The 6,067-nt window shown below is 72.9% G+C and carries 6 protein-coding genes and 1 tRNA gene; 2 read left to right on the top strand and 5 right to left on the bottom strand.

Going from position 1 to position 6,067, the window contains the following annotated elements; genetic code table 11:
- Nucleotides 1-8 precede the first annotated feature (8 nt).
- Entirely contained in the window at nt 9-1,097 is a 1,089-nt protein-coding gene (locus H9623_RS05305; RefSeq protein WP_227748185.1) for a fatty acid desaturase family protein, read from the bottom strand.
- Between the two features lie 270 nt (nt 1,098-1,367).
- Between H9623_RS05305 and H9623_RS05310 the strand changes: the two genes are divergently transcribed.
- Both H9623_RS05310 and H9623_RS05315 read left to right on the top strand, forming a co-directional pair.
- Nucleotides 1,368-1,880 (top strand): DUF4190 domain-containing protein, encoded by a 513-nt coding sequence (locus H9623_RS05310; protein ID WP_193719007.1) that lies wholly within the window; start codon nt 1,368-1,370, stop codon nt 1,878-1,880.
- Nucleotides 1,881-2,087: 207 nt separating this feature from the next.
- Nucleotides 2,088-2,396 carry a hypothetical protein gene (locus tag H9623_RS05315; RefSeq protein WP_193719008.1) on the top strand — a complete coding sequence of 103 codons (309 nt, stop codon included), beginning with the start codon at nt 2,088-2,090 and terminating at the stop codon, nt 2,394-2,396.
- Between the two features lie 19 nt (nt 2,397-2,415).
- Here the strand turns inward: H9623_RS05315 and H9623_RS05320 are convergent, their stop codons facing one another.
- From H9623_RS05320 to H9623_RS05335, 4 genes are all read right to left on the bottom strand, one after another.
- The gene (locus H9623_RS05320) at nt 2,416-3,276 is read right to left on the bottom strand and encodes a carbohydrate kinase family protein (RefSeq protein ID WP_193719009.1); all 861 of its coding nucleotides are present in this window, start codon (nt 3,274-3,276) and stop codon (nt 2,416-2,418) included.
- Between the two features lie 103 nt (nt 3,277-3,379).
- A tRNA-Ala gene (locus tag H9623_RS05325) sits at nt 3,380-3,455 on the bottom strand.
- A gap of 75 nt (nt 3,456-3,530) precedes the next feature.
- Nucleotides 3,531-4,952: a hypothetical protein gene (locus tag H9623_RS05330; protein ID WP_193719010.1), complete on the bottom strand. Its 1,422-nt coding sequence runs from the start codon at nt 4,950-4,952 to the stop codon at nt 3,531-3,533.
- Nucleotides 4,953-5,033: 81 nt separating this feature from the next.
- Nucleotides 5,034-5,654 (bottom strand): GNAT family N-acetyltransferase, encoded by a 621-nt coding sequence (locus H9623_RS05335; RefSeq protein ID WP_193719037.1) that lies wholly within the window; start codon nt 5,652-5,654, stop codon nt 5,034-5,036.
- Between the last annotated feature and the right edge of the window lie 413 nt (nt 5,655-6,067).

Raw genomic sequence — 6,067 nt, forward strand, 5'->3', positions numbered from 1 at the left:
CCGTGGCGTCAGCGGACGGAGCGGTACTGGGCCGTCATGGGGCACTGGAAGGGGTCACGGGCCGCGAGTCCCACCCGGTTCAGGTACCGGACCACGATCCGGTAGGAGTCCACGAGGGTCGTCTCGGTGTAGAGGATGCCGCGCTCCGCGCAGAACTCCTTGACGATGGGACGGACCCTGCGCAACGAGGGCCGGGGCATGCTAGGGAACAGGTGGTGCTCGATCTGGAAGTTCAGCCCGCCCATCGCGACGTCGACCCACCGTCCGCCCGTGATGTTGCGGGACATGAGCACCTGGCGACGCAGGAAGTCGATCTTCACGTCCGGCGCGACGGTCGGCATGCCCTTGTGGTTCGGGGCGAAGGACGCCCCCATGAGGAACCCGAACAGACCGAGCTGCACCCCGAGGAAGGCGAACGCCATGCCGACGGGCAGGACCAGGAACACCGCGGCGAGATAGCCGCCCAGGCGGAGCGTCACGAACGCGATCTCCACGGCACGGCGCTTGACCGGCCCCCGGCCGAAGATCGTCCTGATCCCGGCGACGTGGAGGTTGAGGCCCTCGAGCAGGAGCAGGGGGAAGAACAGGTAGCCCTGGCGGGCGGCGAACCAGGCGCGCAGCCCGCTCTTGGTCTCGGTGAGCGTCTCCGTCTCCCAGACGAGGACGCCGTTGATCATGTCCGGGTCACCACCACGCGTGTTGGGCTTGGCGTGGTGCCTCGAGTGCTTGTGCTGCCACCACCCGTAGGACAGCCCGCCCAGGAGGTTCGCGACCACGAGGCTCGCCCAGTCGTTCCAGCCGCCCGAGCGGAAGATCTGGCGGTGCGCGGCGTCGTGCCCCAGGAAGGCGGTCTGCGTCAGGAGCACCGCGAGCAGCGCGGCGATGCCCATCTGCCACCAGGACTCGCCGATGAGGACGAACGCGACGCCCGTCGCGACGAGCAGGCCGAGGAGGAGGGCGAACTTGGTCCAGTAGTAGCCGTAGCGACGGCGCATGAGGCCGAGCTCCTGGACGGTCCGGGTGAGGGCCGTGAACTCGCTGACCTGGCGTTCGCGGGGGGACTGGGTGCGACCAGGAGCGGTGGCGTCGAGCGTCAAGGGGTGGCCTCTCTGTGGTCGCCGAGGCGGCACCCTGGGGCGCACATCCGACGGGGGGTTTCGTCGTGAACGTCACGACAGTACCCCCACAACCTACGCAAGCGTAGGTTTGTCCACGAGCAACTCGTCGGCGCCACGAGACCTTCACATCCGGTCCTCCGGCCGCGAGCCCGACGACGCCGCTCCCGACACGGCGCAGACGGCCGTTGTCCCCGATCACCAGGCGCGACATACTGGGCCGCGATCCCTGCCCGCACCACGAGGAGCGACATGTCCAACCCCGAGCAGAACCCGTCCGGCACGCCCGACCCCTACGGCACCCCGCAGGACCCGGCGGCCGGCCAGGCACCCCAGGCGCCCCAGTACGGCGCACCGGCCGGAGGCGCACCGCAGGCCCCGCAGTACGGCGCCCCCCAGGCCCCCCAGTACGGCGCACCACAGGCCCCCGCGCCCCAGGGCTACGGCGCCGAGGCCCCCGCGACCGACCCCGGCAAGACGCTGGGCATCGTGGGCCTCGTCCTCTCGATCCTCGGCTGCACGTCGCTCATCGGCCTGATCCTCAGCATCGTCGCGCTGAGCAAGTCCAAGAAGGCCGGCTACAAGAACGGCATCGCGCTCGCCGGCATCATCGTGGGTGCCGTGCTCCTCGTGACCTCGATCGTCGTCGGGATCGTCCTCCTCGTCGCAGGCGGTGCGGCGGTCACCGACCTCCTCGAGGCCTGCGAGAACGTCTCGTCGGGCGACACCGTCGTCTGGGAGGGCCAGCAGGTCGTCTGCCCGTGACGCACCTCGCCCCCGCAACGCCCGTGGGGCCCCCCCCGTTCCCCGGCGGGGCCCCGACCGTTCGCCGGTCGGGGCCCACGGGCGTTCCCGGGCCCTCCCGCTCCCGCGGCGGGCACGAGCCCTCGCGAGCGGACGGTCCGCAGGCACCGTCCGGGATACTGGGGTCGGCCACCGTGCCGCCCGACCACCCCTACCCCGAGGACTCCCGTGACCCACCCCGAGCCCGTCGTCCACAACCCCGGCAAGACGCTCGGCGTCGTCGGGCTCGTGCTGTCCGTCCCGCTCGCCCCCGTCGCCCTGGTCCTCGGGATCGTCGGCCTCGTGCGGTCCCGGCGCGCACGGCTCACCAACTGGTGGGCGGTCGCCGCGATCACGGTCTCGTTCCTCGTGATCGTGGCCGTCGTCATCTGGGCCGCGACCCTCGTGTGGCTCATGGGAGAGTGCGCCGAGCTCGGCCCTGGCGTCCACGAGGTGAACGGCCGCGCGATCGAGTGCGTGCAGCCTTCCGGGTCCTGACTCCTCGCGGGCGGCGTCCTCAGTCGAGCGGCGCCAGGTCCGGGCTCTGCACGCACAGCGCGCCGCGACGGGCACCCTCGCCCAGGGCCTCCGCGACCCCCGCGCCGCTCAGGTGGGCGTCGAGGTAGCCCGCGAAGAACGCGTCACCGGCGCCGTTGGTGTCCACGACCCGCTCGACCGGCACCGCGGGCACGTCGATCCACCCGCCGTCCGCCGTGAGGGCGCTGGCACCGCGCGCACCGTGCGTGCAGACCACGAGCCGGGCACCGGCCGCCACGCGGGCCTCCATGAAGGCCCGGTACCCCGGGAGCCGGTCCGAGCTCAGGAACAGGAACGACGCCGCCTCGACGAACTCGCGGTGGAACTCGGCCTCGCCGTCGTAGTCGTGCACGTCGCACCACACGTCCCTGCCGAGGCGTCGCGCCTCGCGCAGCAGCGGCAGGGCAGGTGCCGCGAGATCGATCACGACGGCCGGGGCAGCCGCCAGCGCGGCGACCGCGGCGTCCCACGTCCGGCCCGGGAGCACGTCTCCCGGCGCCTGGAGGTAGATCGACAACCGCTCCCCCGCGCCGCCCATGAGGTTGAGGTGGCGCTCGGTCCGGCCGTCCGGCGACGGCTCCACGAGGAGCGCGACCCCAGCCTGCCGCAGGACGTCCTCGACACGGGGAGCGACGTCGTCGGACCCCAGGACCGTGCGCAGCACGACGCCGCGTCCCAGGGCGCGCAGGTTCAGGGCCTTGCCCGCGGACGTGCCACCGACGGTCGCCCGGTGCCGCTCGGCGAACAAGGTCTGCGAACGAGGCTCGGGCAGGGCGTCGAGGTAGACGAGCTCGTTCCACGAGGCGGGACCGGCGACGAAGACGGGGGCGGAGGTGTCCATGGGGAGCGACGCTACCCGGGCCGGCGCGCACCGGCGGCCCCGCGAGCGGGCGACCCCGGGAACGACGAAGGCCCGGAACCTTGGAGGTTCCGGGCCTTGTGCCTGGTGGAGCTAGGGGGATTCGAACCCCCGACCTTCTCATTGCGAACGAGACGCGCTACCAACTGCGCCATAGCCCCAGAGCGAGGTCAACATTAGCACCTGATCCGAGTGCTTCGACAATCCGTCGTCCTCGCGGCTCCCCCGCGGGGTGCCTACCCGCCCGAGACGCGCCTGCGGGCCAGGATCTCGTTGAGGTCCAGACCCAGCGTCTCGGTCTTGGGCTTCTTCTCGTCGCCCGCCGGCGGGGAGGCGGGGCGCGCCGTCGCGGGCACGGCGGGAACCGTCGGCACCGTCGGCACGGTCGGCACCGCCACCCCGGCTTGCGTCGCCTCGGAGGCAGGACGCGGCGAGGCGAGCGGCGCGACGGGGACGGCCACCTGGACCGGCGGGACGCCGGTCTCGGAGGCCGTGGGCTTCATCGTGTACGTCGGCCGCGGCACCGGCACGGGCTCCCAGGCGCCGCCGGGTTCGCCGTCGGTCGGCCGCGCCGGACGCTCGGGTCTGGCCACGTCGTCGGGCACGGCCTGGACGGGAGCCGCCACCGTCGCGACGACCTCGACCGCACCCGGCTCCTCACGGTCCCGGTCGTCGAACAGCTCGCCGCCGCTCGCGCCGCTCCGGGGGCGCGCTAGGTCGGACTCCTGGTCGACGCGAGCGGTCGAGCCGGTCGAGGGCCGCCGGTCCCGGCCGCGCGCGGCCCCACGTTCGAGGTCGGCGGGCGTGACGCGCGGGATCATCTGCGTGTTCGTCTGCGAGGGCCGGACGGCGTGGCCGGTCACGCGCGACGGGTGGACGTTGCGGGGCGCCACGGGGCTGCCCTGGACGGGCCCCCGCGAGGCGCGTGCGGCGTTCCGGGCGGCCGCGCGTCGGTCCGCGAGCCACACCGTGTCGGCCCTGCGCGCGGCGAGCGCCGCCTGGCGTCCCAGGACGAGGACCAGGACGAGCGCCGCCGTCGGGCCTGCTGCGACGTACCAGGACACGAGGCCGAACCCGACGGCGACCCACGCGCCCGCGGTCGCGAGCAGCAGCAGGATCGTCAGGACCAGCCGACGCCGTGCGGCCTTGGCGCGGCGCTCGAGCAGCGCGATGCGTGACGGCGAGGGCTTCTTGCGCTCCGGGAACGGGTCGTCGAACCCGCCCTCGGCGCGGCGCCCCGGCGGGATGGACGGGCGCGGGTCTCCCGCACGGACGTCGGCATTCATGGTCTGCGGCCCCTCCTTCGACGGCGGCCGGTGGCCGGTGCTGCCCCCGGCCGTGACCTGCTGGACTTCTCGCGGTGCGCTCGCGCCGACGTCGGAGACCCGGAGCACGAGCCCGACGTCCGGCTCCGTGGCGACAGCCGGCCCCAGGAGCAGGGAACGGCCCTCGGCAGAGGCCAGGTGACCGCGCGCGTCGCCGCGCTCACGTCGCCCCGACGACACGCCCAGGACCCGGAGCGAGCCGGAGAACCTGTCCTCCACCCGGGAGTCCAGGAACTGCTGACGCTGCTTGACGCGGTGCGGCACGTAGTAGGCGAACCAGAGCACGAACAGGGCGAGGACTGCCACGCCTGCCGAGCCCGTCGTCGATTCCACATGCCGACCGTAGGCGAGCGGCCAGGTGCGCACCCGGACGCCGGACGGCGTGTCGGTCCTTTTCCCCGACCGGACCATGCACTATGGGGTCTCGCGGCGCCGCTCCTGCCACCGCGTCAGGAGCCCGTCGGGGACCTCCTCGGTCGTGATCGCGAACGTCCGGTGGTCGCACCACGCGCCCTGGATGTGGAGGTAGCGCTCGCGCACGCCCTCGTCCCGCAGGCCCAGCTTCTCGACGACGCGCAGGCTCGGACCGTTCTCGGGGCGGATGTTGATCTCGATGCGGTGCAGCCCGAGGACCTGGAAGCAGTAGTCGACCGACATCGCGACCGCGGTGGGGATCACGCCCCGGCCCGCGACGTGCTCGCCCACCCAGTACCCGATGCTCGCGGAGCACAGCGACCCGTAGGTGATGCTCGACACCGTGAGCTGGCCGACGAGCTCGCCGTCGAGCTCGACCGCGAACGGCAGGGTCGTGCCGGCGCGCGCCTGCGCCGAGAGGATGCGCACGTACTCGCCGAACGTGGGCGGTCCCCCTCCGGTGCCGGGGGTCGGGGAGGTCGCCTCCCAGCGTTCGAGCCACGAGGCGTTGCGGGCGCGCAGCGTCATCCAGGCGTGCCCGTCCTTGCGGCGCAGGGGCCGCAGCACCACGCTGCCGTCGGTCGCGTCCTCGCGCAGCGTCACCGGCCAGGGTTTCGACATGCTCCAGGTGCGCGCGAGCTTGTTGGTCATGATTCCCGTGCCCATCGATCGTCCGTCCTCGGCTGCAGAGCCCGAGACGTCGTGCCTTCGAGCACCAGGATCACCGAAGTGAGGCCTGGTGGACAGGGTGTATCACGACCTGGTCGGTCGGCACCAGCAGGGAGGCCGAACCGGTACGGCGGTCCAGCGAGCGGGCCCGGCCGCCCGGCACACCACCGTCCCCGCCGCCGCCCCTCGCGCGCTCCGCGTTCCGGACCTTTCCGTCCGACGACGGCACGCCGGACACTTCTTGCCCGAACCTTTGCGACAATAGGCGCATGAGTGGCCCGGTTCAGCCCTATCCCTTGCATGGAAGCATCGAACCCGAGGACGCGAAGGAGATCCTCCGAAAAGCCATCCGCACCGCCCGATCC

This window comes from Oerskovia douganii (assembly GCF_015142735.1).
In the GTDB taxonomy this organism is placed as follows: Bacteria; Actinomycetota; Actinomycetes; order Actinomycetales; family Cellulomonadaceae; genus Oerskovia; species Oerskovia douganii.

Coding starts and splice junctions, on each gene's coding strand:
- H9623_RS05335 (WP_193719037.1), bottom strand. CDS start 5,654: ATGTCGAAACCCTGGCCGGTGACGCTGCGCGAGGACGCGACCGACGGC.
- H9623_RS05310 (WP_193719007.1), top strand. CDS start 1,368: ATGTCCAACCCCGAGCAGAACCCGTCCGGCACGCCCGACCCCTACGGC.
- H9623_RS05320 (WP_193719009.1), bottom strand. CDS start 3,276: ATGGACACCTCCGCCCCCGTCTTCGTCGCCGGTCCCGCCTCGTGGAAC.